Raw genomic sequence first — 22,125 nt, forward strand, 5'->3', positions numbered from 1 at the left:
CGCGCCCCACCCACGACCAGGCCGACACGCCCGGCAGCCCGCCGGCCCCCAGCCACCCCCCCCAGGCCGCCGGCCCCGGCCCACTTGTGCTCCGGGGCCTTCTCCATTCAGGTCAGGACGTCTTGAGTGCTGCGGCCATCTGCGCCAGCCGCTCCATGGGCGCCGAACCCGTCACCACCGTGGTCGCGCCGTCGGCGTGCAGAACGAGGGCGTCGTACTTCGGGCCCTTCCAGTGCTGCCACGCCTCGCCCGCCACCTCGTGCGTACGCCCGGTGTCCGTCGCGCGCTGACTGACCTCGGCGACGTACTTCTTCGCCGGGGCCGTGGACTGCTCCACCGCGACGTACTTGCCGTCCGGGTCGAGGAATCCCAGGTGCCAGCTGTCGGCCGCCTGACGCCCGTACGAGACCGAGGTCGGCTTCCAGCCCTTCGGCAGCCCGTCGGGCGCCGCCACGGGATACGGCGCCGCGCGCCGTGCCGTCAGGAGCTCCACCCGGTAGTCGACGGCCTTCACCGGGTCGGCCTTGTCGTCGTGCGGAATGAAGATGTAGATGACCCCGGCAACGGCCGAGATCACGATCATCGACAGGAGCATGTCCCGCACGGTCTGCTTGCCTCGAGTGCTTGCCACGGGCCCAATGGTGGCATGCGGCTCTCCGCACCCGACGACGGGGCGCCCGCTCAAACGTGACCCGGACTGCTCATTCTATCGACCTACCGATAGAGTCACAGGCACCCTCTTTTCCGGTCGTCGTCGTACAGAAAGGTGCGCTCCGATGTCCGAGCATCATCACCTGCCGTCCCAGCTCGAAGTCTCCCCGGAGGCCCCCGACCGCAACCTGGCCCTGGAACTGGTCCGGGTCACCGAGGCCGCGGCCATGGCCGCAGGCCGCTGGGTCGGTCGCGGCGACAAGATCGGTGCCGACGGTGCCGCGGTGAACGCCATGCGGACCCTCGTCTCGACCGTCTCGATGAACGGCGTCGTCGTCATCGGTGAGGGCGAGAAGGACGAAGCCCCCATGCTCTACAACGGCGAGCGGGTCGGCGACGGCACCGGTGCCGAGGTCGACATCGCCGTCGACCCGATCGACGGCACCACGCTCAACGCCAAGGGCATGCCGAACGCCATCGCGGTACTCGCAGCGGCCGACCGCGGCACCATGTTCGACCCGTCCGCGGTCTTCTACATGGACAAGCTCGTCACCGGTCCCGAGGCCGCCGACTTCGTCGACATCAACGCCCCCGTCTCGGTCAACATCCGCCGGGTCGCCAAGGCGAAGAACTCCTCCCCCGAGGACGTCACCGTCGTCATCCTCGACCGCCCCCGCCACGACGGCATCGTCAAGGAGATCCGGGAGACCGGCGCCCGGATCAAGTTCATCTCCGACGGCGACGTGGCCGGCTCGATCATGGCCGCCCGCGAAGGGACCGGCGTCGACCTGCTCATGGGCATCGGCGGCACCCCCGAGGGCATCATCTCGGCCTGCGCCATCAAGTGCCTCGGCGGCGTCATCCAGGGCAAGCTCTGGCCGAAGGACGAAGCCGAGCGTCAGCGCGCACTGGACGCCGGGCACGACCTGGACCGGGTGCTCTCGACGAACGACCTGGTCAGCGGCGACAACGTGTTCTTCGTCGCGACGGGGATCACCGATGGCGAGCTCATGCGCGGCGTGCGGTACCGCGGGGAGACCGCGACCACCGAGTCGATCGTCATGCGGTCCAAGTCGGGCACGATCCGGAAGATCGACTCGACGCACCGCCTCTCGAAGCTGCGCGCGTACAGCGCCATCGACTTCGACCGCGCGAAGTAACTCCCGTACGCGAGGAATCCCGGCGGCCGGGGCTTCAAGGCTGCCGGGTTCCCGTACGCGGTGTCGCGCGGGCGAAGCACGGTCTGGGTCAGGGGCTGCCGGTCGGGGCGGCCCCTGACCCGTAGGTCGGCCGGCGGCCCGTAGGTCAGCCTGCCGCCGCGATGTGCTCGGTCGTGGCCGCCGCCTTCAACTCCATGTCACGCCTGCGCCTGCGGGCGAGCACCACACGGCGCTCGGCGGCGGTGAGGCCGCCCCACACCCCGTACGGCTCGGGCTGGACCAGGGCGTGTTCCTGGCATTCCACCATTACGGGACAGCGCGCGCAGACCCGCTTCGCTGCCTCCTCGCGGGACAGCCTGGCGGCAGTCGGCTCCTTCGACGGGGCGAAGAACAGCCCGGCTTCGTCCCGGCGGCACACCGCCTCCGCATGCCAGGGACCGCCCTCGTCCTCCCGCGCGGGAGTGCGCTGGGAAGGCACGGCGGCGACCTGCAGAGTCTGAAGCGGCGGTTGCGGCACGGGTCTACTCCTGACGACGGCTTCGCGAGCGAGAGACGATGCAGCCTCCCTACCCGCTGTGCGCGCGCCTATGCACTGAGTGGCACTGACTTGCGGCGCACGCAATTGCGACCGGCCGCCCCATATGGCCGAAACTCGAAGCGCGAGCGCCGTGCGCCTCAGTGGCCGAGATGTTTGCGCAACTGGTCGTGGAGGTTGGCAATGAGCTTGCCCCGCTTGGGTTTTGCCTCGATGTTCCCGAACACCGAATAGCCGTTCACTACGACCACCGGCGCTTCCGGGTCCGTGGATTCAAGCGTGACCACTTCGAAATTGCCGAAAATACCTGTCCCGCTGCCGCGCAGCGAGATGTTCTCGGGCACCTTGATCTCGACGCTGCCGAAGATGGACGTGGCGTTGATGACGCTCAGCCTCTGACCGAAAAGAGCCTCGGTCAGATCGATCTCGATACTGCCGAAGAGTGCGAAGGCGTTGGTCCGGCCGCCGACCCGCCACCGCCCCCGCCGGGTGGAGCTGCTGAAGACGGCCACCAGATTGTCGGCCGGCCCGGCGGGCACGTCGGGGCCGTAGCTGTGCGAGGACGACGTGGCGTGCTGGGCGCCCGCTCCGGTCGGCAGGTCCCGCACCAGCGGTTCGAGTGCGTCGACGGTCTTGGCCCGGTAGACCAGGTCGATCCGCTCGGCATGCTCCTCCGCGGTCAGCCGGCCGTCGGCCACGGCGTCCCGCAGGATGTCCGCGATCCGGTCGCGGTCGGCATCGGAGGCCCGGATACCCGCCGGCGCGGGTTCGGCGGGAGTGGTTCCGGCCGGGGCGGCGGGCGGCTGCGGCTGCTGGGGCTGCTTTTCGAGGTCCACCGAACCAGCGTACCCAAACGCGATAGATCGCGACTAGGGGTTGCGGGTGAGGGCGTGGCGGGGTGAGGCGTGGCGGGGGTGAGTGGCCGCTGCGCGGGGCTGCTCCCCTACCCGCCCCTTCCCGAAACCGGGGCTCCGCCCCGGACCCCGCTCCTCAAACGCCGGAGGGGCTGATAGGGGTGAGTGAGCCTTACCTCACAGGAGTGAGGTCCCGTCGGCGTTCTACCCTGGTGTGCGCTGCCCAAGGGAGGTCAGCCGCTGCCTGTCGAGTGAGGAATGGCCGTAATGCCAGAGTTTGCGTACTCCGATCTGCTCCCCCTGGGAGAGGACACCACGCCCTATCGTCTGGTGACCTCCGAGGGTGTTTCCACCTTCGAGGCCGACGGCCGTACGTTCCTCAAGGTCGCGCCGGAGGCTCTGCGCACCCTCGCCGCCGAGGCGATGCACGACATCTCGCACTATCTGCGGCCCGCCCACCTGGCGCAGCTGCGGCGGATCGTGGACGACCCGGAGGCGTCGTCGAACGACAAGTTCGTCGCGCTCGACCTGCTCAAGAACGCGAACATCGCCGCCGCGGGTGTGCTGCCGATGTGCCAGGACACCGGCACGGCGATCGTCATGGGCAAGCGCGGGCAGAACGTGCTCACCGAGGGCGGTGACGAGGAGGCCCTGTCGCACGGCATCTTCGACGCGTACACCAAGCTCAATCTGCGCTACTCGCAGATGGCCCCGCTGACCATGTGGGACGAGAAGAACACCGGCTCGAACCTCCCGGCCCAGATCGAGCTGTACGCGACCGACGGCGGCGCGTACAAGTTCCTCTTCATGGCGAAGGGCGGCGGTTCGGCCAACAAGTCGTTCCTGTTCCAGGAGACCAAGGCGGTCCTCAACGAGGCCTCCATGATGAAGTTCCTGGAGGAGAAGATCCGCTCCCTGGGTACGGCCGCCTGCCCGCCGTACCACCTGGCGATCGTCGTCGGCGGTACGTCGGCGGAGTTCGCGCTGAAGACCGCGAAGTACGCCTCCGCGCACTACCTGGACGAGCTGCCTGCCGAGGGCTCCCCCACCGGTCACGGCTTCCGTGACAAGGAGCTGGAGGAGAAGGTCTTCGAGCTGACGCAGAAGATCGGGATCGGTGCGCAGTTCGGCGGCAAGTACTTCTGCCACGACGTGCGGGTCGTGCGTCTGCCCCGCCACGGCGCCTCGCTGCCCGTCGCGATCGCCGTGTCCTGCTCGGCCGACCGCCAGGCCACCGCGAAGATCACCGCCGAGGGTGTGTTCCTGGAGCAGCTGGAGAAGGACCCGGCGCGCTTCCTGCCGGACACGACGGACCAGCACCTGGACGAGGCCGGTGACGTCGTGAAGATCGACCTCAACCGGCCCATGGACGACATCCTCGCCGAGCTGACCAAGTACCCCGTGAAGACCAGGCTCTCGCTGACCGGCCCGCTGGTCGTGGCCCGCGACATCGCGCACGCCAAGATCAAGGAGCGGCTCGACGCAGGCGAGGAGATGCCGCAGTACCTGAAGGACCACCCGGTCTACTACGCGGGTCCGGCGAAGACGCCCGAGGGCTACGCCTCCGGTTCCTTCGGCCCGACGACGGCCGGCCGTATGGACAGTTACGTCGCGCAGTTCCAGGCGGCGGGCGGCTCGAAGGTGATGCTCGCCAAGGGCAACCGCTCCAAGCAGGTCACCGACGCGTGCGACGCGCACGGCGGCTTCTACCTCGGCTCGATCGGTGGTCCCGCGGCGCGGCTCGCGCAGGACTGCATCAAGAAGGTCGAGGTCGTCGAGTACGAGGAGCTCGGCATGGAGGCGGTCTGGAGGATCGAGGTCGAGGACTTCCCGGCGTTCGTCGTGGTCGACGACAAGGGCAACGACTTCTTCACCGAGCCGGCCCCGGCACCGACGTTCACCAGCATTCCGGTACGGGGCCCTGGCCTCGGCTGATCCGGCCTTCCGGTACGGCGTCGGCCTCGGCTGATCCGGCCTCTCGTACGTGCCCGCGGGGGCGTTCCGGCTTCGGCCGGGGCGCCCCCGCCCGCGTTCCGCTTCGGCCGTTCTCAGACCTCGGGTCCCTCCAGGAGGCCCGAGGTCGCGACCAGATAGCCGAGCTGGGCGCGGCTGTTGCTGCCCAGCTGGTCGGAGACCTTGCGCATGTGTTCGGCGACGCTGCGGCGGCTCATGCCGAGGCGGCGGGCGATCGATGCGTCGGTCTCGCCGTTGACGACCGCCTGGAGGATCGTGCGCTGGAGGTCGGACGTGATCACGGGGGTGCGCAGCGGGGTGCGCTCGGGGCGGACCGGTACCGCGCGGGCCCACGTGTCGTCGAAGCTGCGGACCAGGAAGCGGACCAGCGAGGGGTGCTGGATGCGCAGGGCGTTGTGCGGCTCGTCGGAGAACGGAATGAACGCCAGGTCCCGGTCGAACACGATGACCCGGTCCACCACTTCGGCGAGCGTCCTGATCTCGGCCCCGGCGGCCGTCACCTGCTCGATGTAGGAGAGCGTCGTACGGTCCGCGCGGACCGTGTGCTGGTAGATCGTCCGCTGCCGTATGCCCCGCCGCAGGTTGCCCAGGTCCCGGATCAGCGACTCCTTCAGGATGTGCGCCGGTCGGCCGCCGCCCGGGTGCGCCGTGCGGACCTCCTCCCGGCAGCCGGCCACTCCGGCGTCGAGCGCCTTGCTGATGACGGCCTCGCCGGATAGCCGGGTGAGGGCGGGCTGCTCGAGCCGGTGCACATCGGCGTACAGCGCCTCGAAAACGGAGAGGGCGGCGCGGGCGGACCGCAGCGTGCGGCGCTGCTCGACGATCGCCTCCTCCATCGGGGCGAGCGCGGCGAACGACGCCGTCTCCGGCGGTACCGGGATCATGAAGCCCGGTGAGTCGCGGTCCGCCACCATCAGATGCAGGGCCCGCAGACAGTCCGCCACCTCGTCCTGCGGAAGGCTCCCCTCCACTAGCGCGCGCCGGTATACGGCGAGCGCCGCGTCGCAGGGACGCTCGCTCGGCGAGCGGCCCGCAGTCGATTCGCGGCAATCACATGCCGGTGGGGTGGAATGATCGTCCTTCACAAGTATGCAGATTACATTTGTACGAACGGGCCGACAGCGGTGAGCACGGTGCCTGCATGACTATGAGCGGGTGACGCTCGGCAGCAACGGCACGGACAGCCAATCGAACCCACGGGACAGCGGAACGGACAACGCGGCACGTTCGGAACGGCGATATCGAATCCTCGTCGCCGGTTACGCGGTCTCTTCGTACGGCACCTTCCTGAATATGGTGGCGCTCAATCTGTTCGTCTATGCGACAACGGGCAGAGCGCTCGCCATGGGCCTGTTCATGGCGGTGCGGCTGGCTTCCGGATTCGTCGCCGGGCTGACGGCCGGCGGGCTGCTCGCGCGTTTCGCGGCGAAGAGCATCATGCTCTGGGCCAATGTGGCGCAGGCGGCCGTGATGCTGCTGCTGATCCTGGCGCCGGACGGGCTGCGGACGACGGCGCTGATGGCCGTCTCGGTGGTGATCGGGGCGTGCGGGACGCTCTTCATGGTGTCGCTGCGCAGCTCCATTCCCGAGATGGTCGGCGCGGACCGCAGGGCCTGGGCGAACTCCCTCTCCATCACGGGGCGTTCGCTGGCGATGGTGGCCGGTTTCGCATCGGCCGGTGTGGTGGTGTCCCTGGTGGGGTACACAGCGGCCTTCGTGGTCGACATGGCGACCTTTGTGGTCTGCGCGGTGACGGTGGCTCTGCTGCCGATCGCGGGGGGCGGCAGAGGCGGGGACGCATCGCCGGATTCGGAGGGGGATTCCGGCGAGCGTACTGAAGAGGGGCCGGCCGGCCGGCCGGCCGAGGGCGCGGCGGCGCGCGAGAAGACGGGACGACGGCGCATGCCGGTCGCGTTCCTCGCGCTGGCCGCCGCGCCCGGTCTGGGTCTCATGGTGGCTCTGCGCGGGGTGGACGCCTTCGGCTCGTCCTCGCACAACGCGGCGCTGCCGGTGTACTCGAGCGACGTGGACACGGCGAACCCCGCCGTGTTCGTCAGCGCGTTCTGGTGTCTGTGGGCGCTGGGCAACGTCGCCGCCCAGCAGGTGATCCAGCGGTACACGAAGCACACCGGGCGGGCCGTCGGGGCGCTGGGCTTCGGTTACGGGACGGTCGTGATGTCCTCGGCCTTCATCCTCGCGTTCGCCGGCTTCCCGCTGGCCGCGACGGCCGTGATCGCGCTGGTCGCGGGAGCCGCCGACGGGCTCACCGAGGTCTCGTACACCTCGCATCTCCAGACGCTGCCGACCGGTCTGCGCGGGCATGCCTTCGGGCTCTCCGCGACCTTCGAGAATCTCGGCTTCGGTGTCGGCATGATCCTCGTCGCCGCCGCTCTCGACGGATACAGCCCCCTGACGGTCGTCGCGTGGTCCCATGGGGCTGCCATCGTGGTCGCACTGGCGTTCCTGCTTCGGGTGGCCCGACCGCGGGTAGCCGGGCTGCGGGCGCCCGGAATCCGGGCGGTCGGGCCGCGGCACACAGAGCCGCGGCCGGACACGGCGGGCGAGGGAGAAGACGCACGTGAGGGAGAACCGCATCGCGGTGATCGGGACGGCGCTGAGACTCCCCGGAGCCAGTGACACCGCGGAGTTCTGGCGCGACATCCGGGCCGGTGTCTCGCACGTACGCAGTTTCACCCCGGCCGAATTCGCCGCCGCCGGGGTGCCGGAGGCGGATTACACCGCGCCGGACTTCACCGGGGCGAGCGCCCTCCTGGACTCCGTGGACGGGTTCGACGCCGGGTTCTTCTCGATGAGCGGCCGGGAGGCGACGCTCACCGATCCGCAGCAGCGGCTCTTCCTGGAGTGCTGCTTCCACGCGCTGGAGGACGGCGGTTACGCGGAACCGGACCCCGCCGTCCGGATCGGGGTGTACGGGAGCACCGGATACCGCCTGTACTCGCTGCACAGCTATCTCGCCGGGAACCTCGCCGATGAGGTCCGGTCGGGTGACTGGATGACCCACAAACAGGTCCAGGTGGGCACCTATCCGGACTTCGCGGCCACCCGGGCCGCGTACCGGCTGGGTCTCACCGGCCCCGCCGTCAATGTGGCGACGGCCTGTTCGAGTGCGCTGGTCTCCGTGCATCTGGCCTGTCAGGCGCTGCGCGCGGGCGACGCGGATCTGATGCTGGCGGCCTCCGCCGCCCTGCACTTACCGCAGATCACCGGGCATCACCGGGTGAAGGGCTCCACGCTCTCCCCTACGGGCACGGTCCGGGCCTTCGACGCGGACGCGGACGGCACCGTCGGCGGCAACGGTGTGGTGGCCGTCCTGCTGAAGCGGCTGGACCGGGCGCTCGCCGACGGTGACACCGTGCACGCGGTGATCCTGGGCTCGGCCGTCACCAACGACGGTGCGGACAAACGGGGTTTCGTCGCACCGGGGGTCGCCGGGCAGCGCGACGCGGTGCTGGGGGCGCTGGACGCCGCGGGGGTGGCCGCCGATTCCGTGGGCTATGTGGAGGCGCACGGCACGGGCACCCTCAAGGGCGACCCCATCGAATTCGCCGCCCTCACCGCGGCGTTCCGCCGTGACACCGAGCGGACGGGCTTCTGCGCACTGGGCTCCACCAAGCCCGCCATCGGTCATCTGGACAGCGCGGCCGGGCTGGCCGGGCTGGTCAAGGCGATCGAGGTACTGCGCCACGGGATGGTGCCCCCGCTGGTGAACTTCGCCCGGCCCAACCCCGCCCTCGCCGTCGGGGAGAGCCCGTTCCTGCTGCCGGACCGTGAGCTGGCGTGGCCGCTGCCGGGGGTGCGCCGGGCGGGGGTCCACTCCATCGGGATGGGCGGTACGAACGCGCACGTGATCCTGGAGCAGGCACCCGCCCCGCCCGTCCGCCCGGCGACGGCCGAGGCCCCGAGGCTGCTCCCACTGTCCGGTGCGAGCCATGAGGGGCTCGTGGCATACGCCCGCGCGTTCCGCGAACGACTGGTGCGTGGGCCTGTGCCGGCGCCCGCCGATCTGCTGGTCACGGCGGCGCTGGGCAGGCGTCTCCTGCCCCACCGGCTGGTCGTGACCTCGCCGGACCCGGTGGCGGGGCTGGACGCCTTCCTGTCGGGGGCGGCGGCCGAAGGGGCGTACGAGAGCGGAGTGGCGGAGCGGGTGGCCGAGCCGGTCTTCCTCTTCAGCGGGCAGGGCGGCGGACGCCCCGGCATGGCGGCCCGGCTCGCTGCCCGCTTCCCCGTGGTCGCCACGACCCTCGCCACCTGCGCCCGGGTGTACGAGGAGGAGACGGGCCACGGTGACTTCCTGGCCCGTGTCGTCGACGGCCAGGGGCCCGAGCGGTGGGACACGGGCTTCGCGCAGCCCGCCCTGTTCGCCCTCCAGGTCGCCCAGGCCCGGCTGTGGGAACAGCTCGGCGTCGTCCCTTCGCGGGTGGCCGGGCACAGCGTCGGGGAGTACGCGGCGCTGTGCGTCGCCGGGGCCCTGGGGGCCGAGGACGGGATGCGGCTGCTGTGCCGGCGCGGGCAGCTGATGCAGCGGGGCTCGGCCGTCGGCGCGATGCTCGCGGTGTTCGTATCGCACCGGCGGGTACGGGAGTTGCTGGCCGCCGTCGACGGCCTGGAGCTCGCCGTGGTCAACGGGACCGCCCACCATGTCGTGGCCGGTCCCCCGGCGGCGGTAGCGGAGGCGCGGGCCCTGCTGACGGCGCGCGGCGAGGCGTACGAGCGGGTGGAGGTGGACCGGGCCTTCCATACGGCGTTGCTGGACCCGGTGCTCGACGCGTTGCGGGTCGCCGCCGAGAAGACGGAACTAGGGCCGGTGCGTACGGAGTTCGTCAGCGGCGTCGACGGGGCCGTACGCCCTCCGGGATGGCTGCCGGACGCCGACTATCTGATCCAACAGGCCCGCAGGACCGCCGACTTCGGTGCCGTACTCGCCACGCTCGGCGCACCGGCAGGCGCGGGCGGGAGCTCCGCTCCCGTCGTGGTTGAGCTCGGGCCGTCCGCCACCCTGACCGGCATGGTGCGCCGCGCGCTCCCGGACGCCGTCTGCCTACCGACATGGCAGTGGGAGCAGGCCGTGGCCCGGCTCCACTGCGCGGGCGTCGCGGTCGACTGGCGGCCGCTGCTCGACGGCTGCGGCGGCCGCCGGGTGCCGCTGCCGACGTACCCGTTCCGGCATCAGTCGTACTGGACCGGTCCGCCGCCGGTTCCGGCAACCCCGCACACCCACGGACGCACGACGGAGGATGGCATGACCGAACAGGCCGTACTGGACAGGGTGCTGGAGCGCGTACTGGAGCTCACAGCCCGCCATCTCGGCCATGCGCCGTCGGAGGTCGGCGCCGACCGGTCGTTCGTCGCGCTGGGCGCGGATTCGCTCCAGCTCATCGGGATGGTGCGGCAGTTGGAGGCGGAGTTCGGTACACAGATCGCCATGCGGGAGATCCTGGAGGAGGCGGGGACACCGCGCCTGGCGGCCGGACTCATAGCGAGCCGCACGGCGCCGGAGCCGAAGTCGGAGTCGGAGTCGGAGTCGGAGCCTGTGAAGCCGGCAGCCGCCCCGGCGGTCGCGGGCGGGGAACCCGTCTACGCGACGCGCGCCGAGGTCGAGGAACTGTCGCGTCAGATCCAGCAGTTGGCGGAGACCCAGGCCGCCATGCTGACCCAGCTCTCGGATGCCGTCGCCCTGCTCACCCGCTCCGCCGGGGTGACGGGCCGATGAGCGCGACGGACGGGCCCGCCGCCGCGGTGGACAGGGCCGCAGCGCTCTCCCGCCGACTGACGGAACAACTCGCGGCAGCCTCCGCCGCACCGTCGGCCTCCCCCACGCCCCACGGCCCCCGTCTCCTCGTCGATCCGTCGGGCGGGATGGCCGGAGCATCGGCCGACGCAGCCCAACGCGCCCACACCGCCTCCCTCGTGAGCCGGTTCACCGCACGCACCGGCACCTCCAAGGAACTCGCCCAGCAGCACCGGCCGGTGCTCGCCGACAGCCGGGCCGTCGTCGGCTTTCGGGGCGCCACCAAGGAGATGCTGTATCCGATCGCCGCCCGTTCGGCGCGCGGGGCCCATCTCACCGATGTCGACGGCAACGACTACACCGACATCACCATGGGATTCGGCGCCCTGCTCTTCGGCCACGAGCCCGAATTCGTGACCGATGCCGTGCGGCGCCACCTCTCGCAGGGGCTCCGCTTCGGCCCCCGCTCCCCCGACACCGGTGAGGTGGCGGCGCTCCTCGCCGAGCTGACCGGGATGGAACGGGTGGCCTTCGCCGGTTCCGGTACGGAGGCGAACTCGGCGGCCGTCCGGCTGGCCCGCGCCGCGACCGGGCGCGACAAGGTCGTCATGTTCCGGGGCTCGTACCACGGGCACATCGACTCCGTACTCGGCCGCCCCGGCGGCGCCGACCACCATGCCGTTCCTGTCTCGCGCGGCATCCCCGCCTCCGCCGTCGCCGAACTGATCGTGCTGGAGTACGGCAGCCAGGAGGCGCTGGACACCATCGCCGCCCTCGGCGACAGCATCGCCGCCGTCCTCGTCGAGCCCGTCCAGTGCCGCAATCCGGGACTCCGGCCGGTGGACTTCCTGCGCTCGCTGCGTGACCTCACCGCACGCCGGGGCATCGTGCTGCTCTTCGACGAGATGCTCACCGGACTGCGCCCGCACCCGCGCGGCGCCCAGCACCACTTCGGTGTCGTGCCCGACCTCGCCACCTACGGCAAGGCGCTCGGCAGCGGCTTCCCGGTCGGCGCGGTGGCGGGCCGGGCGGATCTCCTGGACGGCGTCGACGGCGGATTCTGGCGGTACGGGGACGACAGCAGGCCCCCGCACGAGACCACCTTCATCGGCGGTACGTATATGCAGCACCCGCTCTCCATGGCGGCGGCGAAGGCGGTGCTCACCCATCTCAAGGAGCAGGGCCCGGGACTCCAGGACCGGCTGAACGCCCGCACGGACGCGCTCGCCGCCGACCTCAACGCCTTCTTCAGGGACGAGGAATTCCCCCTGGAACTCGCCCACTTCGGGTCGATGTTCCGCTTCACCCACCGCGCCGACATGGAACTGCTCTACCACCACCTGCTGCTGCGCGGGCTGTTCGTCTGGGAGTGGCGCAGTTTCTATCTCTCCACCGCCCACACGGACGAGGACGTGGAGACGATCTCGGGCGCGGTTAAGGGGTCGCTGCGCGAGCTGCGTGACGGCGGATTCTTCCCCGCCCAGAAACGTCCAATCCCGGCGAAAGCACCGCGGGACGGGCGAGGAAGCCCCCGTCCCGCCCCCGGCTTCGGTGTCTACTTCTTCGGCGACCACCCCGAGAGCGCCGACACTAAAGAGGCGTACGAGACGGTCTTCGAGACCGCACGTTTCGCCGACGCGCACGGCTTCGACTCGGTCTGGCTGCCCGAGCGGCACTTCCACTCCTTCGGCGGCCTCTTCCCCAACCCCGCCGTCCTCGCCTCCGCGATCGCACGCGAGACCGACCGCATCCGGATCAACGCCGGGTCCGTCGTTCTGCCGCTGCACGACCCGGTGCGGATCGCGGAGGAGTGGTCGGTCGTCGACAACCTCTCCGGCGGGCGGGTCGGCATCGGGTGCGCCACCGGCTGGCACGCCCAGGACTTCGCCCTGCACCCGGACCGGTTCGCGGACCGCAAGGAGATCGCCTTCGCCCACCTGGACGAGGTGCGCGCCCTGTGGCGCGGCGAGGCCGTGCGGCGGCGCACGGGGGACGGCTCCGAGACCGGCGTACGCATCCACCCCCGGCCGGTGCAGGCCGAACCGCCGATGTTCCTCGCCACGTCCGGGCAACGCGGATCGTACGAGGAGGCGGCCCGGCGCGGTCTCGGCATCGTCACCAACCTGATGAGCCAGACCGTGGACGAGCTGGCCGCGAACATCGCCCACTACCGGCGCGTACGGGCCGAGTGCGGTCTCGACCCGGAAGCGGGCCGGGTGACCGTCCTGGTGCACACCTATCTCGCGACGGACCATGACATCGCGCGGGCCGAGGCGCTGGAGCCGATGAGCCGATATCTGCGCGCCTCCCTGCTGATGCGGTCGGCGGCGAGCGCGCTCGGCCACAGTCCGCAGGACGTGGCGGCGGCGAGTGAGGAGGACCTGGACTATCTGTTCCGGCGGGCCTACGACCGGTACTGCGACCAGCGGGCGTTGATCGGCTCGCCGGAGACCGCCGCGCCGTTCGTCGACGCGCTGCACCGGGCGGGCGTCGACGAGATCGCCGCGCTGGTCGACTTCGGGGTGAGTGGGGAGCAGCTGCGGGCGGGGCTCGATCAGCTGGATGTGCTGCGACGCCGCACCGAGGAGCGGGAGCAGGCACGGGAGAAGGAACAGGCATGGGAGAAGGAGCAGGTACGCGAGACGGTCGCGCCCGCCACCCCCGGTCAGCGCCGGCTCTGGCTCGCCTCCTCGTTGCTCGGCAACCCCGCCGCGTACAACGAGACACAGGCGGTACGGCTGCACGGCCCGCTCGACGAAGCCGCGCTGCGCACCGCCGTGGACGGGCTGGTCGACCGCCACGCGGGGCTGCGCACGGTGTTCCGGGCCGGGCGGCGGGACGAGACGGTGCTCCAGGTCGTACGGGACGGGCAGCCCGTGGAGCTGCGGGTGACCGATGCGCGGGGGCAGCGGGCCGAGGAGGCGATCGGAGCGGTGCTCTCCGAAGAGAGCACCCGTGCCTACGACCTGGCCGAAGGCCCTCTCTTCACGCCACGCCTGATCCGCCTGGCCGCCGAGGACCATGTGCTGGTGCTCGGGATGCACCACATCGTCACGGACGCCCATTCGGCAGCGCTGGTCACGGCGGACCTGGAGGAGCTGTACCGGGCGGCGGTTGAGGGCCGGGCTCCCGTCTTCGCACGCCCCGCGGGCACGACGCTCGGTGCGGCGGAACCGCCCCGGAGCGAGACCGACCTCGCGTGGTGGCGTGAGCGGCTGGGCGAGAAGCCGCCCGTGCTGGAGCTGCCCACGGACCGGCCGCGCGGGCGACGGGTCGCGGGGCGCGGCGGCGCGGAAGCCGTGCGGATCGGCCGGGAACGGACCGTACGGCTCCAGGAGTGGAGCGGGGAGCAGGGCGTCACGCTGTTCGCGACGCTGTGCACGGCCTGGCAGTTGGTGCTGCGGCACCGTTCGGGGCAGCAGGAGTTCGTGCTCGGCTCGACGTTCGGGCGGCGCACACCCGCCACCCGGGACACGGTCGGCTTCCACGTCGCGCTGCTGCCGCTGCGGGTGTCGCTGCCCGAAGGGATACCGGTCGCGGAGGCGGTACGGGCCACGGGGCGGGCCCTGTTCGAGGCCGACGAGCACGGTGACGTCGATGTGGACGCGCTGCTCGCCGACGGACATCCGGACCCGGGCAACCCGCGCCCGCTGGTCACCGTGTCGGTGGACCTCGACACCGCGGCCCTGTCCCGGATCGAGCTGCCGGGCCTGCGCAGCGAGGAGGTGGCGGCCGGGACGGAGTCGGCCCCGCTGGAACTGGCCCTGATGGCCACCCGTACGGCTTCGGGGCTGCGCCTGCGGCTGCGCTACGACGCGGACCTGTTCGACGCGGAGACCGTACGCGGCTGTCTCGCCGAGCTCGACGAGACGCTGGCGTCGATGGTCGACCCTGCGGGGAACGCCGAGGGGGACACCGAGGGGGAAGCGGCCGGGGACACCGAAACGGCTCTGCGCGCGGTCTGGGAGTCGGTCCTCGACGTCCGCGGATTCTCCGACACGACCAACTTCTTCGACCTCGGGGGCAATTCCATCGCCGCCATCCGCCTGGTGAACCGGGTGCGGGACGCGCTGGGTGTCGACTACCCGATGGCCGACTTCTTCTCCGACGCCACGCTGCGGGCCATGACACGGCAGCTCACCCAGGCACCGGAGACGCTCGTCGACCGCGCGCCAGTCAGCGACCAGCAGGCCCGCATGATCGCGGGCCATCACTCCGTACCCCACTCCGAGGTGTGGAACGTCCCCACCCGCATCACCTTCACCGGCCGCCTGGACCCCGACGCCCTGCGCTCCGCGCTCGCCGAGGTCATCGCCCGCCACCACTCGCTGCGCACCCGCTTCGTCCAGGACCCGGGCGGCGTACAGGACCCGGACGGCGTCCAGGACCCGGGCGGCGCATGGTGGCAGGAAGTCCTTCCGCCGACGCCGCTCGACCTGCCGGTCGAGGACCTGACCGGGCTGCCGCCGGGCGAACGGCAGGAGCGCGCCGACGCGTTGTGCCGGGAGACGGCGGGAAGCAGTTTCGATCTCGCCCGCCCCGCCCTGCCCAAACTGCGGCTGCTGCGCGTCGAGGAGGACCGCTGGGCCCTGATGTTCGTCCTGCACCACATCACCGCGGACGGCTGGTCCCTGTCCCTGCTGCTCGCCGAGATCGCCGCTCTGTACACGGCGGCGGCCGCCGGCGTCCCGCACGGACTGGCCGCCCCCGGCGCACAGCCCACCGAGTACGCCCGCCGTCAGCGCGCCCAGCACGACCCGGAGACGGAGGCGCGCCGGGCCGCCCACTGCGCGGCCTATCTCGACGGGGTGCCGTCGGCGGTCCCCGTACCCACCGACCATCCGCGTCCCACGGCGCTGAGCGGCCTCGGGGACACCATCCGCGGGGAGGCTTCCGGTGAGCTGCGCGCGGCGGTGGAGGCGTTCGCGAGCTCCCTCCACACCACCCCGTTCGCGGTGGCGGCCACCGTGCTCGGAGTGTTCCTGACCCGGCTCTCGGGGGAACCGGACATCCTGCTCAGCGTTCCGTACGCCAACCGCGAGGGCACCGCGTACGAGTCGCTGGTGGCCATGACGTCGACCGCGGTCATGGTCCGCGTACGGCTGGATTCAGCCAATCCCGGGGAAAGTTGCGCGGAGCTGGCCGTGCGTACCGGTGCGGGTGCCATGGGCGCCATGGCGCACGTACTGCCCACCGCCAGGATCATGCAGGCGATGCGGGACGCGGGCGCGGAGCACGTACCGGACCGGGTTCCGCACGTGCTCGCCTTCCAGAACTCCGTCGACACGGACATCGAGATCCCCGGCCTGGGGGTCGAGGTGGAGGATCTCGCACCGTTGCTTTCCCGCAGCGAGCTGTGCTTCGGACTTGCGCCGCGGCGGGACCCTGCGATGGGTTATCGGACGTTCCTGGAGTTCTCCGCAGACCTCTGGAACCGGGACACCGCCGCACAACTCCTCACCGGATACACCGACCTGCTCGCAGAGTTCTGTGCACGTCCTGACCGGCCGGTCAGGGAGCTGCTGCACGGAGAACACCCCGAACCATCAGTGCCTTCACCCTCGCAGTCACTGCCGAACACCGGAAAGGCGGAAGCCGTATGACGCCGGCCCCCCACCGCAGCCACACCGACGACCTGCTCTCCTTCATCGCGGCCAGCCCCTCGCCGTACCACGCGGTGGCGAGCGCCGCCCAGCGACTGGAGAAGGCCGGTTTCCGCGAGCTGCGCGGAACGGACGACTGGACCGGTGCGACCGGCGGATGCTTCGTCGCCCGCGCCGGTGCGTTGATCGCCTGGTACGCCCCCGAGGACGCCCCCGCCCACACGCCCTTCCGGATCGTCGGGACCCACACCGACTCCCCGAATCTGCGGATCAAGCCGGCCCCCGACACCGGTTCGGCCGGCTGGCGGCAGATCGGCGTGGAGATCTACGGCGGCGTCCCCCTCAACACCTGGCTCGACCGCGATCTGGGCATCTCCGGCCGGCTGGCCCTGCGCGGCCCGGACGGCACCCCCCGCACGAAGCTCGTCCAGATCGACGAACCTCTGCTACGGGTACCGCAGTTGGCCATCCACCTGGACCGTACGGTCAACGAAGGCCTCGCCCTGGACCGGCAGCGCCACATCGCCCCGGTGTGGGCGCTCGGCGACCCGGAGGAGGGCGCACTGCTGCGCCGGGTGGCGGCGGCGGCCGAGGAGGAGCCGGGCGATGTGCTGGCCTGGGACCTGATGCTGCACGACATCCAGCCGCCCGGATATCTGGGCGTGGACCGGGAGTTCGTCGTCTCCTCGCGGCTCGACAACCTGATCTCGGTGCACGCCGGCGTCACCGCGCTGGTGGCCGCGGCGACCGGCGTCGAGCAGCCCGGCTACGTACCGGTGCTGGCCGCCTTCGACCACGAGGAGGTGGGCAGCGGCTCGGAGACGGGTGCGCAGAGCCCCCTGCTCGAAAGGGTGCTCGGCCGCACGGTCACCGCACGGGCCGGCTCCGGCGAGGACTGGTCGCGCGCCCTGTCGGGCTCCTTCTGCGTCTCCGCCGACATGGCGCACGCGGTGCACCCCAACTACGCGGAGCGCCACGACCCGGACCACCGCCCGCTGCCCAACGGCGGACCGACGGTCAAAGTCAACGTCAACCAGCGGTACGCCACCGACAGCACGGGCATCGCGGTGATCACGGCGGCGTGCGAGCGGGCGGGCGCGCCGTGGCAGCCGTTCGTCTCCAACAACGCCATGCCGTGCGGGACGTCGATCGGTCCGCTGACCGCGGCCAGGCTCGGTGTCACGACCGTGGACGTCGGCGTGCCGGGGCTGTCCATGCACTCGGCGCGCGAGCTGTGCGGGGCGTCCGATCCGGGGTATCTGGCCGACATCCTCAGCGCGTTCATGACGTCCGGCTGACCGGACCGCCCGACTCCATCGCTTCAGCCCGAGCCCGACCGGAAGAGAGACCGTGGAAGAGACCGTCCTGATCTGCCTGCCCTTCGCCGGGGCGGGGCCGTCGTTCTTCACCCCGTGGCAGGCGTCCGCGCCGGCCGGGCTGCGGGTCCTGCCTGTGCATCTGCCCGGCCGGGAGAAGCGGTTCACGGAGGCCGCGTACACCTCGGCGGGTCCGGCGGTGACCGATGCGTACGAGCAGGTCACGGCCGCACTCGGGGTCTCCGGACGCCGGGTGGTGCTGTTCGGGCACAGCATGGGCGCGGTCCTCGCGTACGAACTGGCGCACCGGATCGAGCGGGCGCCGAACACGGCGGGGCTGCGGCTGGAGGGCCTCGTCGTCAGCGGTTCGCCCGGCCCGTGGACGCCCAGGACCGACCGGGCGGGCGAGCTGCCGGACGAGGAGTTCGTGGCACGGGTGAAGACCTTCGCCGGGTACGCCCATCCGGCGCTGGAGGACCCGGAGATGCGGGAGCTGCTGCTGCCGCCGCTGCGGGCCGACGTGCGGCTCCACGAGACGTACGTACCGTCCTCGGACCGTCCCCTGTCGACGCCCGTGACCTCGGTCAGGGGCCGTACGGACACGCTGGTCGGCGCTGCCGACGCCGCGCAGTGGGGCGGGGCGACGACGGGGAAGCTGACCGTGGCGGAGCTGTCCGGCGGGCACATGTATCTGGCGGAACACCCGCGCGAGCTGCTGGAGTTGGTGGCCGCCGGGCTCCGCGCCCCGCAGGACCGGTGAGCGGCGGCGGTGCCCGGCTGGCTGGGCGGACGGCACTGATCACGGGGGCGGCGCGCGGGCTCGGCCGGGCCATCGCGCTGACCTTCGCCCGGGAGGGCGCGGACCTGGTGCTGCTGGATGTGGCGGCCGATCTGCCGGGCGTCCCGTATCCCCTCGGTTCGGCGAGCCAGCTCGCGTACACGGCGGATCTCTGCCGGGCGGCGGGCGCCGCCGTCCTGACCAGGCAGGCCGATGTGCGCGATCTCGCGGCGCTGGAGGCGGTGGCGGACGACGCCGAGGAACGCTTCGGCCGGATCGACGTCCTCGTCAACAACGCCGGGATCGCGGCCCCTTCGGGCCGTCCCGCGCACGAGATCGACGAGTCCGAGTGGCAGCTGATGATCGATGTGGACCTGGGGGGCGCCTGGCGGGCGATCCGGGCGGTCGGCGGAAGGATGGCCGCGCAGGGCTCCGGTTCCATCATCAACATTGCCTCGACGGCGGGCCTGGTCGGCTACCGGCACTTCGCCGGTTACGTCGCCGCCAAACACGGCCTGGTCGGCCTGACGAAGGCCGTCGCCCTGGACTACGCGCCCCGCAAGGTCCGGGTCAACGCGGTGTGCCCCGGCTCGGTCCGCGACGACGAGGCGATGGAGGGCCGCATGCTCGCCGAGATCGCCCGCTCGCTGGAGGTGCCGGTCGGCGAGCACGAGGAGACGTTCGTACGCGATCAGCCGATGAACACCCTGGTGGAACCCTGGGACGTCGCGGACGCGGCGCTGTGGCTGGCCTCGGACGAGTCCCGCAGGGTGACGGGCAGCGTCGTCACGGTCGACGGCGGCTTCACCGTCCGCTGAAGCATCCTCTGCCCCTGCCGCACGACAAGGAGTACGTACGTGCCCTCTGCCCGCCATGCGCTGACCGTCCGCCTCCCCGAGGCCGCGGCGGACGCCCCGGTGGCCGCCGCGCTCACGACGGCGGCGGAGCTGTGGTGGCCCAAGGACCCGCGCCCCCGCCTGTGGACGGACTCCGTCCGCGCGCCCGCGGACTCCCCGGCGGCCCTGCGCAGGCGCGCCACGGAGACCCACCGGCCACTCGCCCCCGGCCACCGGCTGCGCGCCCTGTTCCTGCGGTACGAGGACGGGGGCGCCGCCGACCTCGTTCTGGTCGCGGACGGGGAGGAGCTGGACACGCGGTCCCTGTGGCTGATCGCCGAGGTGCTGCGGGGAGAGCTGAGCCCCCATGAGGTACGCCCCCAGGCGGACACGCCAGACCTGCACCCCGACCCCGCGATGCGCCCGCTCATGGCCGCGCTCGCCGTCGTCGCCGGGCGTCACGAGGGCCTGCCGTACGTCCCCGTCGGCGTCCCCGTTCCCGCCCTCGACCGGCCGCCGCACACCCTGGGGGCCTTCGACGGGCGGGCGGTCTTCGCCGCGGACCTCACCGAGGGCCGCACCATCGGGGACCTCCTCGCCACCCCGCTCACGCCCTTCCCGGACGGCCCCGCACCGGCCGTCGGCATCGTGGACCCGGGCCCGGCCGCCGGGCAGGAAGCGGTCACCGTCCTGCCGCACGCCGAGGAGCCCTACGCCCGCACCCTCCTGTGCGCCACGGATGCCGTCCCGGCCGGCGACTTCGACCGCCAGGTGGTCCGCGTACAGAACCAGATCCTCTCCCTCCCGCCCGAGACACCTCTCACCGAACTGGACCCGCTCAGTGCCGAGGAGTCCACCGCCCAACTCGCCCTGGGCCGCAGCACCCCCACCGCGCCCCGCACCCCCCGCCGCATCGACGAGCTCTTCGCCGAGCGGGCCGCCGCGCACCCCGACGCCCCCGCCCTCACCTGCGCCGGCGCCACGCTCACGTATCAGGAGCTGAACGCCCGCGCCGACGAACTGGCCACCGGGCTGCGCGCTTCGGGCGTCGTACCCGGGGACTTCGTAGGCATCTGCCTGCCCCGCTCCACGGACCTGGTGGCAACGATGCTCGCGGTCCTGAAGGCGGACGCGGTGTACGTACCGCTGGACCCGGACCATCCCGCCGACCGCCGCGCCCGCACCGCCGAGGACGCCGGGCTCCGCCTGACCGTCGACGACACCGCCCCGCTCACCGGCCACCCTGCACAGCCCCGCACCCCGGCGGGCCCGCCCACGTCCCCCGCCTACGTCATCCACACCTCGGGCTCGACGGGCCGCCCCAAGGGTGTGGTGGTCCCGCACGCCAATGTGACCGCCCTCGTCGACGCGACCCGCGAGGACTTCGGGCTCACCCCCGCCGACACCTGGACGCTCTTCCACTCGGCGGCGTTCGACTTCTCCGTCTGGGAGATCTGGGGCGCCCTGCTCACGGGCGGACGCCTGGTCGTCGTCGACCACTGGACGACGCGCTCCCCCGCCGACTTCCACGCCCTGGTGATCCGCGAGGGGGTCACCGTTCTCAGCCAGACCCCTTCGGCGTTCACCCAGTTCATGGCCGCCGACCGGGACACCGGCGGCGAACTCCCCCTCCGCCTGGTCGTGCTGGGTGGCGAACCCCTGGACACCCGGCCCCTGCGCTCCTGGTTCGACCGCCATCCGGAGGACCGCTGCCGCCTGGTCAACATGTTCGGCATCACGGAGACGACGGTCCATGTGACCGCCCTGACGCTCACCCGCCGCGCGGCGATGGAGGGCTCCCGCTCCGTCGGCCGCCCCCTGCCCGGCTGGCACGTCCACGTCCTCGACTCGCGGGGCCGCCCCGTGCCCCCGGGCGCCCCCGGCGAGATCCACGTGGGCGGTGCGGGAGTCGCCGACCGGTATCTGCACCGGCCCGCCCTCACCGCCGAACGCTTCGTCCCCGACCCCTGGCACGGCGGCCGGCTGTACCGCAGCGGCGACCTGGGCCGGCTGCTCCCCGACGGCGCCCTGGAACACCTGGGCCGGATCGACGACCAGGTGAAGGTACGGGGCTTTCGCATCGAGCCGGACGAGATCCGTCACGCACTCCTGGAGGACCCGGCGGTGACGGCGGCAGCAGTGACGGTCACCGGCCACGAACAGGGGGACGCCGCGGCCGTACGCATCGACGCGTACGTGGTCCTGGCCCCGGACGCGCACGGCGACACCGCTCCCGTACGCCACCGGGCCGCGCGCCTGCTCCCGTCCCACATGCTGCCCGCCACGGTGACGGCCCTGCCCCACCTCCCCCTCACCCCGAACGGCAAGCTCGACCCCGCCCGCCTGCCGGCCCCGCAGCAACCCGCACTCGCACCGGCGCCCGCGCCCTCACCGTCCACCGGACCGGCAGCGGCGCTCACCGAGGTGTGGCAGAAGGTCCTGGGCATCCCCGCCGTCGGCCCGGACGACAACTTCTGGGACCTGGGCGGCAATTCGCTGTACGCGATCCGGATCGGCGCGGCCGCCCGGGAACGCGGACTGCCCCCGGTCCCCCTGCGCCAGCTGTATCTGACCCCGACGATACGAACGCTCAGCGAGGCACTGACCACGTGACGGCATGAGCGGCGCAGCAGAAGGGGGCGACCGTGAAACCGCGGCCGCCCCTCCCC

The 22,125-nt window shown here is 71.9% G+C and carries 13 protein-coding genes; 9 read left to right on the top strand and 4 right to left on the bottom strand.

Translation table 11 applies throughout. The features are described from left to right. Positions 1 to 112: 112 nt before the first annotated feature. Positions 113 to 631, bottom strand: a complete 519-nt coding sequence (locus tag ACFT7S_RS36570; protein WP_382740184.1) for a DUF4245 domain-containing protein — start codon at positions 629 to 631, stop codon at positions 113 to 115. 145 nt (positions 632 to 776) lie between these two features. On the opposite strand from ACFT7S_RS36570, the gene glpX reads away from it, so the two are divergent. Further along, entirely contained in the window at positions 777 to 1,811 is a 1,035-nt protein-coding gene (gene glpX, locus ACFT7S_RS36575) for a class II fructose-bisphosphatase (protein ID WP_382740187.1), read from the top strand. 145 nt (positions 1,812 to 1,956) lie between these two features. Here glpX and ACFT7S_RS36580 read toward each other — a convergent pair whose 3' ends face one another. Both ACFT7S_RS36580 and ACFT7S_RS36585 read right to left on the bottom strand, forming a co-directional pair. After that, on the bottom strand, positions 1,957 to 2,328 hold the full coding sequence (locus tag ACFT7S_RS36580) for a WhiB family transcriptional regulator (RefSeq protein WP_382740190.1): 372 nt from the start codon (positions 2,326 to 2,328) through the stop codon (positions 1,957 to 1,959). 158 nt (positions 2,329 to 2,486) lie between these two features. Next, a complete protein-coding gene (locus ACFT7S_RS36585; protein WP_382740192.1) occupies positions 2,487 to 3,182 on the bottom strand; it encodes a DUF1707 domain-containing protein in 696 nt (231 codons plus the stop codon). Between the two features lie 285 nt (positions 3,183 to 3,467). Here ACFT7S_RS36585 and ACFT7S_RS36590 point away from each other — a divergent pair, with 285 nt between their 5' ends. Next, positions 3,468 to 5,135 carry a fumarate hydratase gene (locus ACFT7S_RS36590; RefSeq protein ID WP_382740196.1) on the top strand — a complete coding sequence of 556 codons (1,668 nt, stop codon included), beginning with the start codon at positions 3,468 to 3,470 and terminating at the stop codon, positions 5,133 to 5,135. A gap of 113 nt (positions 5,136 to 5,248) precedes the next feature. Here the strand turns inward: ACFT7S_RS36590 and ACFT7S_RS36595 are convergent, their stop codons facing one another. After that, complete coding sequence (locus ACFT7S_RS36595; RefSeq protein ID WP_382740199.1) at positions 5,249 to 6,259, bottom strand: LuxR C-terminal-related transcriptional regulator; 1,011 nt, start codon at positions 6,257 to 6,259, stop codon at positions 5,249 to 5,251. A 208-nt stretch (positions 6,260 to 6,467) separates the two neighbouring features. Here ACFT7S_RS36595 and ACFT7S_RS36600 point away from each other — a divergent pair, with 208 nt between their 5' ends. From ACFT7S_RS36600 to ACFT7S_RS36630, 7 genes are read left to right on the top strand one after another with little or no spacing between them, the layout of a single operon-like run. Continuing rightward, positions 6,468 to 7,811 carry an MFS transporter gene (locus ACFT7S_RS36600; RefSeq protein ID WP_382740232.1) on the top strand — a complete coding sequence of 448 codons (1,344 nt, stop codon included), beginning with the start codon at positions 6,468 to 6,470 and terminating at the stop codon, positions 7,809 to 7,811. Then, positions 7,753 to 10,905, top strand: coding sequence for a type I polyketide synthase (locus tag ACFT7S_RS36605; RefSeq protein ID WP_382740202.1), 3,153 nt, complete (start codon positions 7,753 to 7,755; stop codon positions 10,903 to 10,905). Before ACFT7S_RS36600 ends, ACFT7S_RS36605 begins: the two co-directional genes overlap by 59 nt. Beyond that, a complete protein-coding gene (locus ACFT7S_RS36610; protein WP_382740205.1) occupies positions 10,902 to 16,526 on the top strand; it encodes a MupA/Atu3671 family FMN-dependent luciferase-like monooxygenase in 5,625 nt (1,874 codons plus the stop codon). The genes ACFT7S_RS36605 and ACFT7S_RS36610 overlap by 4 nt, the downstream gene beginning before the upstream one ends. Then, on the top strand, positions 16,523 to 17,824 hold the full coding sequence (locus ACFT7S_RS36615) for a M18 family aminopeptidase (RefSeq protein ID WP_382740208.1): 1,302 nt from the start codon (positions 16,523 to 16,525) through the stop codon (positions 17,822 to 17,824). Before ACFT7S_RS36610 ends, ACFT7S_RS36615 begins: the two co-directional genes overlap by 4 nt. A gap of 52 nt (positions 17,825 to 17,876) precedes the next feature. After that, positions 17,877 to 18,602 carry a thioesterase II family protein gene (locus ACFT7S_RS36620; protein ID WP_382740211.1) on the top strand — a complete coding sequence of 242 codons (726 nt, stop codon included), beginning with the start codon at positions 17,877 to 17,879 and terminating at the stop codon, positions 18,600 to 18,602. Beyond that, positions 18,599 to 19,438, top strand: coding sequence for an SDR family oxidoreductase (locus ACFT7S_RS36625; protein ID WP_382740214.1), 840 nt, complete (start codon positions 18,599 to 18,601; stop codon positions 19,436 to 19,438). The genes ACFT7S_RS36620 and ACFT7S_RS36625 overlap by 4 nt, the downstream gene beginning before the upstream one ends. 39 nt (positions 19,439 to 19,477) lie before the next feature. After that, positions 19,478 to 22,069 (top strand): amino acid adenylation domain-containing protein, encoded by a 2,592-nt coding sequence (locus ACFT7S_RS36630; protein WP_382740217.1) that lies wholly within the window; start codon positions 19,478 to 19,480, stop codon positions 22,067 to 22,069. Positions 22,070 to 22,125 lie beyond the last annotated feature (56 nt).

Source organism: Streptomyces sp. NPDC057136, assembly GCF_042670885.1.
GTDB lineage: Bacteria > Actinomycetota > Actinomycetes > Streptomycetales > Streptomycetaceae > Streptomyces.

Excerpts from the sequence above, each read along its gene's own strand:
- glpX (WP_382740187.1), top strand. The coding sequence starts at position 777 with ATGTCCGAGCATCATCACCTGCCGTCCCAGCTCGAAGTCTCCCCGGAG.
- ACFT7S_RS36590 (WP_382740196.1), top strand. The coding sequence starts at position 3,468 with ATGCCAGAGTTTGCGTACTCCGATCTGCTCCCCCTGGGAGAGGACACC.
- ACFT7S_RS36600 (WP_382740232.1), top strand. The coding sequence starts at position 6,468 with ATGGTGGCGCTCAATCTGTTCGTCTATGCGACAACGGGCAGAGCGCTC.
- ACFT7S_RS36610 (WP_382740205.1), top strand. The coding sequence starts at position 10,902 with ATGAGCGCGACGGACGGGCCCGCCGCCGCGGTGGACAGGGCCGCAGCG.
- ACFT7S_RS36615 (WP_382740208.1), top strand. The coding sequence starts at position 16,523 with ATGACGCCGGCCCCCCACCGCAGCCACACCGACGACCTGCTCTCCTTC.